The organism is Marinobacter sp. NFXS11 (assembly GCF_040148675.1).
Classification (GTDB): Bacteria; Pseudomonadota; Gammaproteobacteria; order Pseudomonadales; family Oleiphilaceae; genus Marinobacter.
In genome coordinates this window covers 1,120,879-1,136,788 of the sequence record NZ_JAGDDV010000002.1, presented here as the reverse complement: position 1 = coordinate 1,136,788, position 15,910 = coordinate 1,120,879, and the positions used below count along the sequence as shown (strand labels likewise).

Below are 15,910 nucleotides of genomic sequence, written 5' to 3'. Positions count from 1 at the left end.
CGAATCGCCATGGCGGAAATGACGGACAACAGCAGCTCGGATGCAGCACGGGAGACACTGGCCCGCATCATCGAAACCAGCTCACCGGCAACCCTGCTGAGTTGCGGCAGCCTCGCAACCGAAATATCGCGGATGTGGCAGAACCACCAGGATGGCGTCGATGTTCGAACTCTCGACACCATTGACCCCAATGCCAGGCTGCACATCGACCGGGTTGCAGACCTGGCGCTGATAACCGGCACCCTGGAGCACCTGCCTCATGATGAAGGCGCCCTGCTGCTGGGCCAGCTTAGAAACTATGGCACCCATCAGATCGCGGTGCTGGTTGGCGAAGCGCCAGGCTGGGCCTTTACTGATTTCATCGGCCTCGGCTTCCGTCGCCATGCCGAACTGGAAAATGATAACGGCGCACTCACGCTGTACACCTACAATCTGGATACTTACAACCACAAACGGGCCTGGAACAATCCAGAGAACTGGGCCAATCCGGAAATGTGGGGCAAGGCATGGTGGTAAAAAGCACTGAAGTGAACAGTCCGTCTTCTCAGAAACTGAAGCCTAGTACGATCAGGATCGGTACCCGTTACCGGGCCAATCGCCTGAAAGGCCCCTACGACGCCATCGTAATTGGCTCCGGCATCGGCGGCCTGACCACCGCAGCCTGCCTGGCCAAGGCGGGCAAGAAAGTCCTCGTGCTTGAGCAGCATTACACGGCCGGCGGCTACACCCACAGTTACGCTCGCAACGGCTACGAATGGGACGTAGGCGTCCATTACATCGGCGACATGGGCTCTCCCCACACCCTGGGCCGCAGGCTGTTCGATTACATCACCGACGGCAAGCTGGAATGGGCCCCCATGGACGAGAACTACGACCGCTTCTTCCTGGGCGAAAAGGTCGTGAATCTGCGCGCCGGCAAGGAAGGGCTGCGTCTCTCCCTGCTCGATGCCTTTCCCGATGAACAAGAAGCCATCGACCAGTATGTAAAGCTGCTGGGCAAGGTGGCAGACGGCATGCAGTGGTACACACTCTCCAAGCTCGCCCCCGGCATATTGAGCCCGGTTATCAACAAAGGACTGGATGTCGCCCTGCCTGACTGTTTCAACAAGACCACGTGGGAGGTGCTGAGCGAGCTCACCGACAATCAGGAACTGATCGGCGCTATCACCGGCCAGTGGGGCGACTGCGGCGTCACGCCGATGCAGTCCAGCTTTATGGTCCATGCGCTGATTGCCAAACATTACCTCTACGGTGGCTTTTACCCCGTCGGCGGCGCGTCGGAAATTGCCAAAACCATTATCCCTGTTATCCAGCAGCCCGGCGGTGAAGTCTTTACCTACGCCGACGTCACCGACATCCTGGTGGAGAAAGGCAGGGCAACCGGCGTTCGCATGGCCGATGGCGAGGAAATCCGGGCACCGCTGGTCATCAGCAACGCCGGAATTATCAACACTTTCGAAAAACTGCTGCCCGCCGAGTCCGCGGAGAAGATCGGCTACAAAAGCAAACGCCAGCACATCATTCCCTCCATGCCCCACATCGGCCTCTACATTGGCCTGAAGGGCACACCGGAGGCACTGGGCCTGCCGCGGACCAATTTCTGGATCTATCCCAGCGCGGACCACGATGGCAACGTGCAACAGTTTCTGGATGACCCGGACAACACCGAGTTCCCGGTGGTCTACATCTCCTTTCCAGCAGCCAAGGATCCGGATTACCAGAACCGCTGGCCTGGCACCTCCACCATCGAGATCGTCGCCCCGACTACCTGGGAGATGTTCGAGCCCTGGCAGGACACCATCTGGGGCAAGCGGGGCGACGACTATGAGGCCCTGAAGCAGAAAATCACCGACCAGTTGCTGGAAGTGATGTACGAGAAACTGCCCCAGCTGCGCGGAAAAGTGCATTACGTGGAAACCTCAACCCCGCTTTCCACCGCCTGGTTCTGCCGTTACGGCCGGGGCGAGCTCTACGGCCTGGACCACAACCCCGAGCGCTTCGAACAGGAGTGGCTGAAACCCAAGACCGACATCCCAGGGCTCTACCTTACTGGCCAGGATATCCTCACCTGCGGTGTCGTGGGCGCAATGATCGGTGGACTGGTCAGCACCCTGGCCATTCAGGGCTGGCGCGGGGCCGGTCTGGCGAAGCGTATTTTCGTGGGGTAACAGGGGTTGCCCAGACCGATTTGCGCCGATTGCGGCATGCATCCGAATATCTGTGTTTGCGAAGCGTGTGCCCCCGTGCGAAACCGAACGGGGGTGACGGTACTGCAGCACCCGACCGAGGTCGGCCATGCCAAAGGTACCGTTCGCATCCTCACCCGGTGCCTCGCAAATATCAGGCTCTTCACAGGCGAAATGCCGCACGATTTCCATCAGGCCGGGTTTGATTCCGTCGCCGGCAGTCATCACCCGGCCCTGCTGTTTCCGGAGCCCGGCAGTGAGGCGCTCGAAACCTCAGACGTACGCCAGTTCGATCACTGGATCATCCTCGACGGCACCTGGCGCAAGGCCGCCAAAATCCTTCACCAGAACCCGGAACTCTCTGCGTTGCCGCGTTTCCATTTCGCCAGTCCGCCGGCCTCCGCCTACGCCATCCGAAAGGCGCCCGGAGAACACCGCCTGGCCACGGCAGAGGCCGTTGCCTATCTGCTCAATGTGCTTGAGCCAGAGCTGGATACCCGGCCAATCGCCCACGCAATGCGCACACTGGTAGACAAACAGCTGGCCCAGATCCCGGCCCGGCTGCACAGGCACTACCAATAAACCAGCCGGGTGAGACGACTGGCTAGCTCAAACGTACTCTGGGACACGTAATTCAACCAGGAAGCCCCCATGTCAGAGCAGTTTGAACCGGCGGACCTGTCCCGCATCATCGAGATGGCGTGGGAGGACCGCACACCCTTCGAGGCCATCGAAGCCCTCTATGGCCTTCGCGAAAAGGATGTCATTCGCCTGATGCGTCGTGAGCTCAAGCCCGGTAGCTTCCGGCTCTGGCGCAAGCGGGTAACCGGGCGCAACACCAAACATCGCCAGCTACGACCTGAGGGTGTAAACCGCGGCTATTGCCCGACCCAGTACAAGCACCGATAAACGCCTTGTCATTGGCATTGACGGCGAAGCTGCGCGATCATGAGCACTCAGGCATCAAGCAAGTGAGGAACCCTCTCGATGGCATTGTTCAACCAGAAAAACGCCCGGAAACAGCTGGACGCCGAAGCGGGCAAGGTGCATCGGGCGGATCTGGAAACGCTGCTCGACCGCCAGCGCAGTATTGAAGAGAAAGTAAAAGAAAGCGGCAAACTGTCTCGCTTCAGCGCCGACATCAAGCTGATGTTTTCGATGATCCGCGATTACTGGTACGGCAATTACCGGAGCGTTCCGTGGAAAACGATCGCAGCGGTGGCCGGTGCGCTGATCTACGTGATGAACCCCCTCGATGTCATTCCCGACCTGATCTTCGGATTCGGTCTGGTGGACGACGCCGGCGTTGTTGCGCTGTGCCTGAAGCTGGTGGAGTCCGATATTCACCGCTATGCTGCCTGGAAAGAACAGCAGGAAGAACTGGCAAGAACCCATCAGACGAATTGATTAAATTCTGATCTGAAGGTAATCTCACACCCCTTCTCAGCCTTGCTCAAACCAAACCTGGAGATACCGTGGATTTCGCCACTCTTATCGGTCTTGTTGGCGCTAGTTTACTCATTGCTTCGGCAGTTATTCTTGGCACCTCTCCGTTGGTATTTATCAATCCCGCATCCCTGCTGATCGTTGTCGGCGGTACCCTGCTGGTTGTTCTCGCCAAGTTCAGTTTTGCCCAGTTCCTGGGTGCCTTCAAAGCTGCTGCCCGCGCCTTCAAGTTCAAGTTGCCGGAAACCCAGGCGAGCATTGAGGAGCTGGTGGATATTGCCAATGTGGCACGGAAAGAAGGGGTTCTGGGGCTGGAAGACAGAGAGATCAGCAGCCCGTTCCTTGGACAGGGTATCCAGATGCTGGTAGACGGGCAGGACGGGAAAACCATCAAGGAGCTTCTGAACAAGGAGCGCCTGATGACCCTCGACCACAACCGCTCCGGCGCCAAGGTCTTCACGGCCATGGCGGACGTGGCGCCGGCCATGGGCATGATCGGTACGCTGATAGGTCTGGTTCAGATGCTGTCGAACATGGAAGACCCGAAATCCATCGGCCCGGCCATGGCCGTTGCCCTGCTGACAACGCTTTATGGCGCCATGATTGCCACCATGATTGCCACCCCGATTGCCGACAAGCTCTCTCTGCGCATGACCGAGGAAGCGCGCATGCAGTCGCTTTATATTGATGCCCTGGTTGCCATCCAGGAGGGTACCAACCCGCGCATCATCGAGCAGATGCTCTCCAGCTACCTGCCGCCCAAGGAACGTGAAAAAGTGGCCGAACCGGAAGGCGCGTAATCATGGACGAGTTGCCAGAAGAGGAAAAACCGGGAATTCCCGCCTGGGTTGTCACCTTCGCCGATCTCATGTCCCTGCTGATGTGCTTCTTTGTTCTGCTGCTGTCCTTTTCCGAGATCGACGCCCAGAAGTTCAAGCAGATTGCCGGTGAACTCTCCAAAGCCTTTGGCGTCCAGCGGGATGTGCCGGCTCTGGAGATCCCGAAGGGCACCAGCCCCATTTTCGACAAGTTTTCCCCGGCGCCGCCAGAGCCCACCGTCGTCAACGAAGTCAAACAGACCACCACGGACGAAGCGCCGGAGCTCCAGACCCTGAAAAGCCCCACCGACATGGCCGTTGAAGCCGCCATGGAGGAACAGATGCAGGAAACCATGGACGATATCCTCAAAGTCCTGGAGCCGGCGATCGCCGATGGGCGAATCAATGTGAGCGAGGATCAGCGGCGAATCGTGATTCGGGTTGAGGAAAAAGGTTCTTTCCCTTCGGGCTCGGCTCAGCTGACCTGGGAATTCGAGGGCCTGCTGCTGGATATGGCGGAGGTAATTGAAGGCATTCCCGGTGACCTGACGATCGAGGGACACACCGACAACGTGCCTATCCGGACCGACCGTTTTTACAGTAACTGGGACCTCTCCGCCGCCCGTTCAGCCGCCGTTGCCAACGTTCTGGTCGCCCGGGACCAGGTGGAACCCACCCGTTTGTCCGTCACCGGTCTGGCGGATACCGAACCGCGGGTACCCAACACCTCTGCGGAGAACCGCGCAAAGAACCGGCGCGTGGAAATCATCATTGATCTCTCCGGCCCGATGCAGGAACAGGAAGTGCGCCTCCGGGAACTGATCCGGTCCGAATCGGATGATGCCGAATCCAGCCTCGGGATCGAATCCGAATCCGACAGCTCGACACCAAACGAAATCAGTTGGTAAGCGAACTCTATTTTGGTGCGCTACACGCCAAAATGCACAGCATTAGTGCATTATCAGACTCAAAATAGTGCCTGACATTTCTGAAAGCCCCCTCAACTGCCCTTCAGCTCTTGATATGCCTTGTTTTGGAACAGCTCTTGCTTCAACTGCACCTCAACAATGCACAAGCCAACGTAAACGGCCCGATAGAGGCCGGACACACAACATCAGGAGCGAAAACCCGTGGACATCACGAGTGCAGTACACACCCTGACTGAAAGCGCCAACACGCTGTTCATCCTTATCGGCGCCATTATGGTGCTGGCCATGCATGCCGGCTTTGCCTTCCTGGAAGTGGGCACGGTTCGCCACAAGAACCAGGTCAATGCCCTGGTCAAGATCATGACCGACTTCGGCATCTCCGCCGTGGCCTACTTCTTTATCGGCTATTACATTGCCTACGGCAGTCATTTCATGAGCGGCGCCGCCGAGCTCACCGCTGCCAACGGCTATGATCTGGTGAAGTTTTTCTTCCTGATGACGTTCGCCGCGGCCATTCCCGCCATCGTGTCCGGCGGTATTGCCGAACGCGCCAAGTTCTACCCGATGCTGATTGCCTCAGGCCTGATTGTCGCCTTCATCTACCCGTTCTTTGAGGGTCTGATCTGGAACGGTAACTATGGCTTTCAGGGCTGGCTGGAGAACCAGTTTGGTGCATCCTTCCACGACTTTGCCGGCTCCGTTGTAGTGCACGCGGTTGGCGGCTGGATCGCCCTTGCGGCCGTACTGGTTCTGGGTGCACGAAATGGGCGCTACCGCAACGGCAAGGTGGTGGCCTTTGCCCCCTCCAACATCCCCTTCCTCGCCCTGGGCGCCTGGATTCTGACCGTTGGCTGGTTTGGCTTCAACGTCATGTCGGCCCAGACACTGGACGGCATCAGCGGTCTGGTGGCCGTGAACAGCCTGATGGCCATGGTCGGCGGCATCCTCGTCTCCATGCTGCTGGGCCGCAAGGACCCGGGCTTTATCCACAACGGCCCGCTAGCGGGACTGGTGGCGGTATGTGCCGGCTCTGACCTGATGCATCCGGTAGGCGCCCTGGTGACTGGCGGCGTAGCAGGCGCCATCTTCGTTTACCTGTTTGAATGGGCGCAGGCCAAGATCGAACGGCTGGACGATGTTCTGGGTGTCTGGCCCCTGCACGGTGTCTGTGGTGTCTGGGGCGCGATTGCCTGCGGCATTTTCGGCCAGCAAGCGCTGGGAGGCCTTGGCGGCGTCAGCCTGATGTCGCAGATCATCGGCTCAGTGGCCGGTGTGGTTGTGGCCTTTGTCGGCGGCCTGATTGTCTATGGCGCAATCAACGCCATTTCCGGCCTACGCCTGACCGAAGAGGAAGAGTTCAACGGGGCGGATCTGAGCATCCACCGGATTGGGGCGACCGCAGTCGAGTAACACCGGTCACGGTGCAGTTCACTCGCCGTATCCGGTCAGCTCCATGTAGCCCACGCCACCATGGCTGCCGGATACTGACACCGGGCTCTCCCAGTACGGGTAGAGCCCGGTGTTTCGATAGTCCCCCGCTGGCGCAGCCACCTCCAGGTTCAGGCCAAAGTCTGGCACTTCCAGACGCCATGCACGGGGATAACCGTCGCCCTGGGTTAATGGCGTCAGGTTGAGCTGATCGGCACCAAGAGCGATGGGCTCGCCATCAGCTGGAATCCAGGTTCCGGCACGAAAGCCACCGTCTTCTTCCCTTAGCTGGAAAGCCATCAGTTTGTCGCCCGAATCCAGGTGCAGCGCAAACCAGTCCCAGCCCTGCTGGCCGGATTTCAGAAACTGGCTGCTCCACTCCCGGTCAAACCAACCCTTCCCACTGACGTCCAACGTCTGATCGCCCAGGGTGACCCTGCCGTCGATCTGAAGGTCCACCAGACTGAAATACATGGAACCCTCGCCATCGGCGGATTTGGCGCTGAAACCCTGATCGCCGTGAGCTACCGGCTTTCCGGTGATGCTCAGGGTCAAATCGTAGGACCAGCCATCCGCCGCGACCTGCAACCGCCATGAACCATGCGCGGGTTCAGCCTCAAGCTGCCAGTCGTCCAGCCACACGGCAATCGGCTCCGCCCTGGCTCCGGCGTGGCCAACGTCTCCCCGGGCCAGCTTCTCTGCGAAGTAGTGCCGAGTATCAAAGCTTACTGCCGCGTGGGCCATCCAGGCCGCTTCCAGGGGCCAGTTATTTGCGTCCGGGGGCTCAGCGTCTGCCGGCCTCGGCTTGATTGCCTGGCGGAACTGCGTCCATTGCAGGCCAAGGGGCTCGCCATCGTCCGTCTTCAAATTGGCGGTCAGGTACCACCATTCGATCCTGTGCTGCGGGTGGGGGCCATAATCCTCGGGAAACGACAGACGTCCTCCCGGCCCGGGCTGCAGGAAGGGCACACCGGATTCGTTATCCGCGATGCCGGCCAGTCCGGCAAAGCCTGACTCTTGCTGTGGCTCCGAACAGCCGGCCAGAACCACGGCGAACCAGAGGAAGATCCAGCGTCTCATCGCTCACCTCCCGCCAGTGCATTGGCGTTTACAGGTGCGACCGTGGGCGATTTCAACTGACGGCTCATCAGGAAGGCGATGCTGAGACCGATCAGCAGGCTGAGCACACCAAGCTCCAGCCAGAACCCCGGATAGACGGCCATGGGCAGGGACCAGCCAAACGCAATGGGATTGATCCGATGCACCAGCACCCAGGTCAGCCAAACACCCAATGGCAGGGCCAGCAGGGCAATGGCACCGGTCAACGACACTGACAACCGGACCAGTTGAGTCGACGCCTGCCTTCGTGACAGCCCCCACACCACAAGCAGCCGGAAATACCAGGCACGGGTCGAGAAAAAGACCCAGCCCATCATCAGAAGGGCGATAGCCGCCAGTATCAGGGTCAGGGTGGTCATGGCCCGGGTCAGCAGAAAGGTCTGGTCGAAAATGGCAGAGGCGAGCTCTTCAATCGCCCGGTTGTCCCGGACCGTCAACGCCTCGACCTGCCATACCCCTCTTAATCCATCGGTCACTACCTCAATGGAGAGATTGCCCGGCGAAACTGACAGGCTCTGGAAGCCGGTTTCGAACTCCGCTGGAAGAACCGACGGATGAATCAGGATCTCGCCGGCTGGACGGCCGTAGTCCGGGTAAATGGCCAGTACCGGAAGTTCGAAGGACTGGCTTCCGAAAAGTACCGTCAATGTCTGGCCGACCGCTATATCCTGCCGGCGCGCCAGCTGTTCATTCACCATCACGCCCTGGCCCTGTTGCAGTCGCTGCCAGGGCTGCGGCGCTGATTCAAACAACTCCCAACCGGTCACCAGTGGGCCAACGGGACCGATGGCAAAGACGTCTACCCTGGTTTCTTCCTCATCCTCGCCGCCCGGCAGGGTTGCCCGGCCACGAATGACCCGGTGCCACAGCCCGGAAACAGAGAGCCCCGGCTGTTCAGCGAGCCAGTCGAGTGCCAGGGCAGCATCTGCTGATTCCGGGACTTCGACGTAATAGTCCGCTTCCAGTCTCTGCGACAGCCATCGGTCAAAGGTGCTCTCAAAGGTGGTCACCAGTGCCTGCACCGCAAGGACCATCGCCATGGCGAACTGCAGGGCTACCAATGGCAAGGCCAGGCGACGAGCCAGCACGGCAAGCTCTCGATGGCGCCAGCGTGCCTGCAGATCCCTGTCGTGGCCGGACCGCCAGTCTGCAAGCGAGGCAATCAGCCTGGGCGCGAGAATTCCCGCCGCCACGAATACCATGGCCACGGCAATGAAAAGCCAGAGCAGATCGGTGACCCACACCGTCAAGGCGAGGCCTGCGATCAGAACCAACAACACCAGGCCGCCGTATCGGCGGTTGCCTCCCAAAAGCCCCCGGAAAATTGGCCGGAGGAAATCCGCCAGACAAGCAACCAGAATCACGGCCATCATGGTGACAAGCGGCACCAGCCAGCTCCCGCCCTGGCCTGCGTATAACGGCTGATCGAAGAGCCCCTCAAGCGCCTGCCCGAAGCCGCTGCCCAGACCAGCCGCCAACCAGCGGCCAAGCCAGATTCCGGGCAGGACACAAACCGCAGCCAGCAAGAGGATCTCGACAACCAGCAGGCGGTTCACCCGGCCCTGGGGAACGCCAAACCGATGCAACAGGGCAAAGCTGTCGCGCCGTTGGGCCAGGCCGAGCAGGTAAACACTTCGCACCAGCAAAGCGGTAATGAGGAGAACCAGGACCCCGAGGGCATCCAGATTCAACAGGAAACTGTCACCCAGTTCACCGGTAGCCGGGCCAACGCTGAACGGCACCAGCTGATAGCCGGGTGGTAGATCGGCCTTGCTGTGGTCATCAGATACCAGCAGCGAAAATTCGCTGCCCTGCTCACGGGCCAGCTCCGCCGCTTCACTGATATCCACAAAAGGCCGGCCATCCAGCTCCCCGTCCCAGGGCGACTCCTGCCCACCGGGGGCCTGGAAGCAGCCCGCTGCCAGAGGGTCGACACCCACGACTCGACCGCCTTCCGGCTCGGAAACCTCCAGCCAGGGCATGACACAAAGCCCGGCTCGACGCAGCTCCACGAAGTCGTCCACAGTTACGGGACTACCATCTGTGCGAGCCACCTGCTGGCGCTCGGCCACCGCCGACTCGCTCTGGTCGAGACTGGCCCGGGCCTGGCTGGTGAGATGGTGGACGCCGGTCCAGAGCATAGTGGCAAGCACAATCATGGTGGCCAGGGCCAGCAGCTGGAGAGGATGGCGACGGTAGTGGCTGAACAGGGCGGCCAGGAGAGTCATCGCGGGCTCAGGTTTGCGGCAGATGGCCCAGATCCAGGTGCTGGCTGCAGCGGGTAGCCAGTTCGGGATCGTGGGTGGCGAGGATCAGTCCGCAACCGTGACGGGCCTGCAGCTCGAAAAGCTGCCCGATCACGGCCTCAGCGGTATGCCGGTCAAGACTGCCGGTCGGCTCATCGGCAAGAATCAGGGACGGCTTCATGGCAAAGACCATGGCAAGCGAGGCACGCTGGCGCTGCCCGCCGGACACCTGATCCGGAAAGCGGTCGGCAAGCTCGCCAATGCCCAGTCGCTCCAGCCAGTCCCGGCAATCGTCCTCGGATTGACCCGCAAGCCGGGCCCGAAAACGCACATTGTCCAGCAGCGACAGGGCAGGCATCAGATTGGCTTCCTGGAACACCACACCGATCTGCTGTCGGCGTAGACTGCCCCAGCGCGCGTCAGTCTTGCTTGCAGCCTCCGTTGCCCGGGCTTCAAATGTTTGTCCGAGCACCTGAACAGTTCCTGAATCGGGCTTTTCCAGGCCGCACAGGATGTTCAACAGGGTGCTTTTGCCGGACCCCGAGCGACCTGTCAGCGCCAGCGATTCACCCGCACCGAGTTGCAACGAGAAATCGGTAAGCACCGGCACCGGCTCATCGCCGCTGCGAAACTGCTTGTTCAGGCCTCGGGCCGATAGCAAAGAATCCACCATGCTTGTCCTGTCACTCGGGCGCCCCGATCGGCTCTGCCATCTCGCCATGCCGCCGTGCGCGCCATTCCCGAAATTGCTCCAGCCAAGAAAGCAAGGCAGGAACCACCAGCAACACCAGAAGGGTCGAAAGCCCCAGACCAAACGCGATGGACGTGGCCATGGGAATCAGGAACTGGGCCTGCAGGGACGTCTCGAACAACAGGGGCAGAAGACCACCGATCGTTGTCAGCGATGTCAACATCACTGCCCGAACCCGCTGTACCGCCGCTTCGTTGAGCGCATCCGTGATGTCCAGCCCTTTTTTCCGCTGCTGGTTATAGAAGGCTACGAGGATGATCGCATTATTGACCACAATCCCGGACAGACCGAACAGGCCAAACAGGGAGAGAATGGTCAGTTGCAGCCCCATCAGCCAGTGGCCTAGCAGTGCGCCCACCAGGGCAAAGGGAATGATGGCCATGACAATCAGCGGCAGGCTCCAGGACGCAAACACCCAGGCCAGCACCACGTACATAAGCGCCAGTCCGATAACCAGGCCGGTTTGCATATCACCCAGGGTTTCCCGCTGGTCGGCCGCCCGGCCCTCGAAGCTGTAACGCACGTTATAACGACTGGCGATGTCGGGAAGGGCCTCCGCCTCCAGGCTGGTGAGGATCTGGTCGGTGGTGCTGACCCGGGTGTTCAGTCCGGACGTCACCTCAACGGCCAGTCGCCCTTCGGCATGTCGCAGGGCCTGGAAACCCTGTCGGTGATCCAGATTCATGACCTGGGTAAGAGGCACAAAACGACCGTCCGGAACCCGGATTGTGATGCGCGACAGGGTCGAAAGCCGCTCGCGCTGATCCTGTGGCAGCTGAACACGAACTTCCACCTCATCCCGGCCATCCTGGTAGATCTGGGCAATACGACCATCAAAGGCCGCCCGGAGCTGGCGACCCAGGTCCGACGTGGTCAGCCCCAATGCCTCACCATAGGCACTGACCTGATAAATCAGCTGTTCCCTGCCCCAGGGCATGTCGTCTTCCACATCAAGCACACCTGGCAGCGTTGACAGCGCCTGGCCCAGTTCGTCGGCGGCCTGCTTGAGGCGTTCGGCGTTCTCACCGGTCAGCCGCACGTTCACATCCCGCCCCGGTGGCCCGGCCTGGCGCTCGGAAATCGTCAGGTTGTCCAGCCCGGCGGGGGTCTCCAGCCGGCTGCGCCACTCGGTGATGAATTCCGGGTTGCGGACGGAGCGACGGTCGGAAGGCACCAGTTCGATCATCATCGAGCCCAGTTCGTCACCACTTCGGGAGCTGCCCTCCGCGCCCTGGGTTGCACCCCGTGTCGTTACGGCGTGAAGGATGAAATCGCCACCCAGGGCTTCTTCAGTCTCATTGAGCGTCGTCTGCATCTGGGTCAGGAAATCATCCACCGTGCCGCGATCCGTCCCGGCCACGAAGCTTGCGTTGGCATAGAAAACCGAGGGCTCCGGGGTCGGGAAGAAGTTGAAACCCAGCCGACCGCCGGCCAACAGGCCGATGGTCACGATGGCCAGGGCCAGGGCACTGGCGACCGTGGCGCCCCGATGCTGAAGACTGTATCGGGAGAAGCGCCGGAACCGGCCTTCCCGGAACCGGTCGAACCGCTGTTCAAAGCCCTGCCGGAAACGTTCAATCGGGCCCGGCTTTTTCGGCTCCGACGCCTGAGATTTTTTCTTGCGACGGGGTACAAAGGCATGGCGCAGGTGCGCGGGCAGCACGATAAAACACTCAAGCAGCGAGGCGACCAGAACACAGATCATCACTAGTGGGATATCACCCAGGATATTGCCGATGACTCCGCCCACCACCAAAAGGGGCATGAAGGCCGCAACGGTGGTTAACGATGAGGCCAGTACCGGCCAGACCATGCGCTTGGCCGCACCTTCAGAGGCATAAATGGATTCCTCCCCCATTCGGGCATGGGCATCGGCATCCTCGCCCACCACAATGGCATCGTCGACGATTACCCCCAGAGCCATGATCAGGGCAAACAGGGAAATCATGTTGATAGAACCACCGATCAGCCAGAGCACTGCCATGGCCGCCAGAAAGGCAGTGGGTATCCCGACGGCCACCCACAGGGCCACCCGACCCGGCAGAAACAGGTACAACAGACAGATCACCAGCACAAGACCGCCCAGACCGTTTTTCACCAGCAGGGAAATACGATCATCCAGCAGTTGCCAGGTCTCGTCGTACACCTCCAGCTCCACCGTTGGCGGCAGCACCGGTCGAGTATCCGTCAGCCAGTTTTCCAGGACTTTGGCCGCTTCCAGCGAATTGCCGTTTTCCGATCGCTGCAACTGCAGCTCAACCGCCGGCTTGCCGTCCTTTTCCAGCGTTACCTGGCTCTCACGGGCTTCCTGACGAATGATGGCGACATCGCCAAGATGGAGTTGAACCCGCTCACCACTGAGCACCGGAATGTTCTCAAACTCCTGAGGGCTTCGGCGTTGCTCCACCGCCCGCAGTTCCCGGGTGGCATCCTGCTGCGCCATCATGCCGGCGGGCAGGTCGCGGGAAATGGCCGCAACCCGTTCGGCTATCTGTTCCAGTGAAAGCCCCAGTGTCTCGAGTCGCTCCACCGGTACATCAATGCTGATCTGCTGTTCCGGCAGGCCCCGGATCGACACCCGGTCAATGCCGCGCTGCAGCAGTTCATCTTCAAACCGGTACGCCATCTGCCGCAACTCACTGCGATCGACCTCCCCGTACACCAGCAACCGGGCCACCGGTTCATAACGTTCAATGCGGGTGACCTGGGGCTCCTCCGCCTCGGCCGGGAAGTTGGTGAACTCATCCACCTGCTGGCGCACGTCATCCAAGGCCTGGATCGGGTTGGTGCCCTCCTCGAACTCAAGCGTGATGGACGAGACACTCTGGGCCGAGGTGGAGGTCATTTTCTTCAGACCATCGACGCTTCGCAGACGCTGCTCAAGGGGGTTGGTGATGCCCTGCTCGACGTCCTCGGCGGAGGCCCCACTCCAGACCACGCGGACACTGACCACGTCCAGGGCAAAAGTCGGGAAAAACTGGATATTCATGCGGGTGAGTGCCAGTACGCCACCCAGCAACATAACCAGCATCACCAGGTTGGCAGCGACCCGATGGTGAACAAAAAAACCGATGACGCCCTTTTTCCGCCTCATTGTGCCGAAGCTCCGGAATCCGCGACATCCACCTTGAGGCCGGTCACCGCATTGGGCAGGTGTGTGGTGATCAGTTGCGCGCCAGACACCAGGGCTTCGCCAGACACCAGAAGGCGACGCTCGCCATTGCTCCCCCGGGCTTCGCCAATGCGCTCGATCCGGGCGCGCTCCATCCGGCCATCTGAGGACATCAGATAGACGCTGTCGGCGCCGTAGAGGGCGCTGAACGGAATCGACACGGTATTGCTGCGGGCGGCCCGCTCCAGGGTCACTGGCAACAGGCCTCCCGGCCGTATTCCACCCGCCTCGCCCTCAAGTTCAAGAATGGCTTCAGTACCGGAGGCATCGCTGGTGCCGGCGAAGCGGGTGAGCCGGAACCGGTGCTGATCCCCCTCGCTGGTGGCCGTCAGGGTTTCCCCGCGGGCCAGCGCATCCAGCAGCTCGCCACGGAACATCTCCGGGACCCGGGCCCTGAGCTCAAGACCATCCACGGGGTAGAGCGACAGCAGCGGTTCGTTTCGGCTTACCTGATCTCCCTCAGCAACCCGGATATCGGTTACCATGCCGTCGAAAGGCGCAACCATACGGGCTCGTTCGGCATCCCGCCGCGTGCTGAGCAGGTTTGCCTCGGCCTGGGCCAATTTTGCTTCGAGGCTCTGCAGCCGAGCCGGGTGCTCTTCAATCGCGCGCTGCCGGGTATTCACTGTCAGCTCGGCTCGTGCGGCAGCATCGGTAGCCGCCTCCAGCGCTTCGCGTGAGGCCAGGTTCCGGCTCACCAGCGATCGGGTGCGCTCCAGCTGTCGGCGGGCGTTCTCGAGAATCGCCTGCTCGCTGGCCAGCGCTGCCTGGTCATTCCGATAGCGCACCTGCTCCGATCGGATCTGGGCTTTCAGATCGTTTACCTGAGCCTCGGCCTGAGCCAGGGCGGGTTGGATATCGGCCTCATCCAGAGCCACCAGAAGCTCTCCCTCACTGACACGCTGCCCCTCCGTTACCGGTCTGGCACCGATACGACCCGCCAGGGTGGCGGTTACCGTCAGTTGCTCAGGCGCAAGAACCTCTCCGTAAAGGGGCAAAACCGGCGTGTGGGTACCCGGCTCAATCTGCTGAACCTGAACACGCCAACTCCGCTCGGTGGCACTGACCTCTGCAGGCTCCGGGCGTGTCATCTTGAGAATCATGAAACCGGCGATACCGACGGCGAGAATCAATACGGGAATGAGTCGTTTGGACATTACTTGCTGGCCAGCTAAGGTAAAAAAAGCCCGTCGGGCTGTTAGGTTCAGACTACTATACAATCAAGGCTCGTTTTCGGATCGGACAAGCCTGGGTCCTGCGTCAATTTTACGCGGTGTATCCTCCATTCATGGCAACGGAGAGTATCTGTCTTGGCAGTAGAACATCATGTCAATCTCCTGAACGCAACGCTGATCAACGGGTTGATCGTTGCCGTCGTGGTCCTGATCCACCACGAAGTACTGATTAATTTGAGTGGACTCCTGTCGAAAATGCGGCAGAGCCATCGGTTCCGGTTGATTGCCGCCGTATTCGGCGTTCTCGCCGCACACACCCTGCAAGTCTGGATCTTTGCCGGTGCTTTTTATCTGATGCACCACGCCGAGGGCTGGGGCGAACTTGGCGGCAATTTCAGCGGCAGCATCCTGGACTGCGTCTACTTCTCCTTCACCACATTTACCACCGTCGGCTACGGGGATGTCGAACCCTTCGGCATACTGCGTTTCCTCACCGGCATAGAAGCGCTTTCCGGGCTGGTTCTGATCACCTGGAGCGCCTCCTTCCTGTTCGTGGAAATGCAGCGTTACTGGCCCACCCGCTAGACTTTAGTCTAAGATCGACGGTTACTTTGCATGGATTCTGATCTAATACCCGGAT

Annotated in this window: 14 protein-coding genes; 9 read left to right on the top strand and 5 right to left on the bottom strand. The window is 60.4% G+C overall.

Features of this window, described 5'->3' with window-relative positions; translation table 11 throughout:
- Positions 1–9 precede the first annotated feature (9 nt).
- The 8 genes from J3362_RS14190 (at position 10) to J3362_RS14155 (ending at position 6,789) form a co-directional block, all read left to right on the top strand.
- Positions 10–516 (top strand): DUF6231 family protein, encoded by a 507-nt coding sequence (locus tag J3362_RS14190; protein WP_349520504.1) that lies wholly within the window; start codon positions 10–12, stop codon positions 514–516.
- Positions 507–2,168 (top strand): phytoene desaturase family protein, encoded by a 1,662-nt coding sequence (locus tag J3362_RS14185; protein ID WP_349520502.1) that lies wholly within the window; start codon positions 507–509, stop codon positions 2,166–2,168. The genes J3362_RS14190 and J3362_RS14185 overlap by 10 nt, the downstream gene beginning before the upstream one ends.
- Before the next feature lie 6 nt (positions 2,169–2,174).
- Positions 2,175–2,768 (top strand): tRNA-uridine aminocarboxypropyltransferase, encoded by a 594-nt coding sequence (locus J3362_RS14180; protein ID WP_349520500.1) that lies wholly within the window; start codon positions 2,175–2,177, stop codon positions 2,766–2,768.
- A gap of 69 nt (positions 2,769–2,837) precedes the next feature.
- Positions 2,838–3,095: a TIGR03643 family protein gene (locus tag J3362_RS14175; protein WP_349520498.1), complete on the top strand. Its 258-nt coding sequence runs from the start codon at positions 2,838–2,840 to the stop codon at positions 3,093–3,095.
- A 78-nt stretch (positions 3,096–3,173) separates the two neighbouring features.
- Complete coding sequence (locus J3362_RS14170) at positions 3,174–3,593, top strand: YkvA family protein (RefSeq protein WP_349520496.1); 420 nt, start codon at positions 3,174–3,176, stop codon at positions 3,591–3,593.
- 68 nt (positions 3,594–3,661) lie between these two features.
- Complete coding sequence (gene pomA / locus J3362_RS14165) at positions 3,662–4,432, top strand: flagellar motor protein PomA (protein WP_062783172.1); 771 nt, start codon at positions 3,662–3,664, stop codon at positions 4,430–4,432.
- A gap of 2 nt (positions 4,433–4,434) precedes the next feature.
- Entirely contained in the window at positions 4,435–5,358 is a 924-nt protein-coding gene (locus J3362_RS14160) for a flagellar motor protein MotB (RefSeq protein WP_349520495.1), read from the top strand.
- Between the two features lie 222 nt (positions 5,359–5,580).
- Entirely contained in the window at positions 5,581–6,789 is a 1,209-nt protein-coding gene (locus J3362_RS14155; protein ID WP_219122219.1) for an ammonium transporter, read from the top strand.
- An 18-nt stretch (positions 6,790–6,807) separates the two neighbouring features.
- Here the strand turns inward: J3362_RS14155 and J3362_RS14150 are convergent, their stop codons facing one another.
- The 5 genes from J3362_RS14150 to J3362_RS14130 are packed head-to-tail and all read right to left on the bottom strand — an operon-like array spanning position 6,808 to position 15,252.
- Positions 6,808–7,887: a lipocalin-like domain-containing protein gene (locus J3362_RS14150; protein ID WP_349520493.1), complete on the bottom strand. Its 1,080-nt coding sequence runs from the start codon at positions 7,885–7,887 to the stop codon at positions 6,808–6,810.
- A complete protein-coding gene (locus tag J3362_RS14145) occupies positions 7,884–10,154 on the bottom strand; it encodes an FtsX-like permease family protein (protein WP_349520492.1) in 2,271 nt (756 codons plus the stop codon). The genes J3362_RS14150 and J3362_RS14145 overlap by 4 nt, the downstream gene beginning before the upstream one ends.
- A 7-nt stretch (positions 10,155–10,161) precedes the next feature.
- Complete coding sequence (locus J3362_RS14140; protein WP_349520490.1) at positions 10,162–10,845, bottom strand: ABC transporter ATP-binding protein; 684 nt, start codon at positions 10,843–10,845, stop codon at positions 10,162–10,164.
- A gap of 10 nt (positions 10,846–10,855) precedes the next feature.
- Entirely contained in the window at positions 10,856–14,017 is a 3,162-nt protein-coding gene (locus J3362_RS14135) for an efflux RND transporter permease subunit (RefSeq protein ID WP_062783187.1), read from the bottom strand.
- Positions 14,014–15,252, bottom strand: coding sequence for an efflux RND transporter periplasmic adaptor subunit (locus J3362_RS14130; protein ID WP_349520488.1), 1,239 nt, complete (start codon positions 15,250–15,252; stop codon positions 14,014–14,016). Before J3362_RS14130 ends, J3362_RS14135 begins: the two co-directional genes overlap by 4 nt.
- A 153-nt stretch (positions 15,253–15,405) precedes the next feature.
- On the opposite strand from J3362_RS14130, the gene J3362_RS14125 reads away from it, so the two are divergent.
- Positions 15,406–15,855, top strand: coding sequence for a potassium channel family protein (locus J3362_RS14125; RefSeq protein ID WP_014579117.1), 450 nt, complete (start codon positions 15,406–15,408; stop codon positions 15,853–15,855).
- Positions 15,856–15,910 lie beyond the last annotated feature (55 nt).

Coding starts and splice junctions, on each gene's coding strand:
- J3362_RS14190 (WP_349520504.1), top strand. CDS start 10: ATGGCGGAAATGACGGACAACAGCAGCTCGGATGCAGCACGGGAGACA.
- J3362_RS14185 (WP_349520502.1), top strand. CDS start 507: ATGGTGGTAAAAAGCACTGAAGTGAACAGTCCGTCTTCTCAGAAACTG.
- J3362_RS14175 (WP_349520498.1), top strand. CDS start 2,838: ATGTCAGAGCAGTTTGAACCGGCGGACCTGTCCCGCATCATCGAGATG.
- J3362_RS14170 (WP_349520496.1), top strand. CDS start 3,174: ATGGCATTGTTCAACCAGAAAAACGCCCGGAAACAGCTGGACGCCGAA.
- J3362_RS14160 (WP_349520495.1), top strand. CDS start 4,435: ATGGACGAGTTGCCAGAAGAGGAAAAACCGGGAATTCCCGCCTGGGTT.
- J3362_RS14150 (WP_349520493.1), bottom strand. CDS start 7,887: ATGAGACGCTGGATCTTCCTCTGGTTCGCCGTGGTTCTGGCCGGCTGT.
- J3362_RS14145 (WP_349520492.1), bottom strand. CDS start 10,154: ATGACTCTCCTGGCCGCCCTGTTCAGCCACTACCGTCGCCATCCTCTC.
- J3362_RS14140 (WP_349520490.1), bottom strand. CDS start 10,845: ATGGTGGATTCTTTGCTATCGGCCCGAGGCCTGAACAAGCAGTTTCGC.
- J3362_RS14135 (WP_062783187.1), bottom strand. CDS start 14,017: ATGAGGCGGAAAAAGGGCGTCATCGGTTTTTTTGTTCACCATCGGGTC.
- J3362_RS14130 (WP_349520488.1), bottom strand. CDS start 15,252: ATGTCCAAACGACTCATTCCCGTATTGATTCTCGCCGTCGGTATCGCC.